Origin of the sequence: Affinundibacterium seohonense, from assembly GCF_014284305.1 — a bacterium.
GTDB classification, from domain to species: domain Bacteria; phylum Pseudomonadota; class Gammaproteobacteria; order Burkholderiales; family Burkholderiaceae_D; genus Undibacterium; species Undibacterium seohonense.
Genome location: NZ_JACOFW010000087.1, coordinates 1 through 500, shown reverse-complemented (window position 1 = coordinate 500; position 500 = coordinate 1). Strand labels below are relative to the sequence as shown.

At 49.2% G+C, this 500-nt stretch carries 1 protein-coding gene; it reads right to left on the bottom strand.

The genetic code is table 11. From position 1 onward, the window contains the following. Positions 1–451: hypothetical protein (locus tag H8K52_RS20665; protein ID WP_186924798.1), on the bottom strand; the 451-nt coding region annotated here is incomplete at its 3' end. Between the last annotated feature and the right edge of the window lie 49 nt (positions 452–500).

Genomic DNA, 500 nt, shown 5'->3' with positions numbered 1-500 from the left:
GGTTGGCAACGCTACTAGGGGCACTATAGTAGCTAGGGTAGATACCGCATATAGATGGCAAGTTAAAAGCCAACAGAGCTTGGGCTTGAGCTAGAGTCTGATCAAAGTAGAGACCACCAAACTGCTGGAGGTGTTGCTGTTGGACAGTCGCCCAAACACTGTTAATGGCCTGGTACTGAGATTGTTGCGCCATCAGCCTGAGCTGTTGGCAGCACTGCTGCTGCAAGACTTGGTTGTTTCTCAGTGGAAACGTAGCTGATTGCCAGAGGGGGGATGCCGCTATGTTATACTGCTGCCTTACGAACTCATTGCAAGGGCTAAGCACCTGTTGCTGCAGCAGGACATGCGGCTGCAGCTGATATTGCCTATAACTCTGACTGAAAACATCAAGCTGCGCAGAGGCGCTGCATGCAGCAATAGCAAGGAGAGCAAAGACGAAAATGATCTTCATTGTTACAGGACACTAGTTCTTTTCTTCCTGCTATAATGCTTGAGTTGTG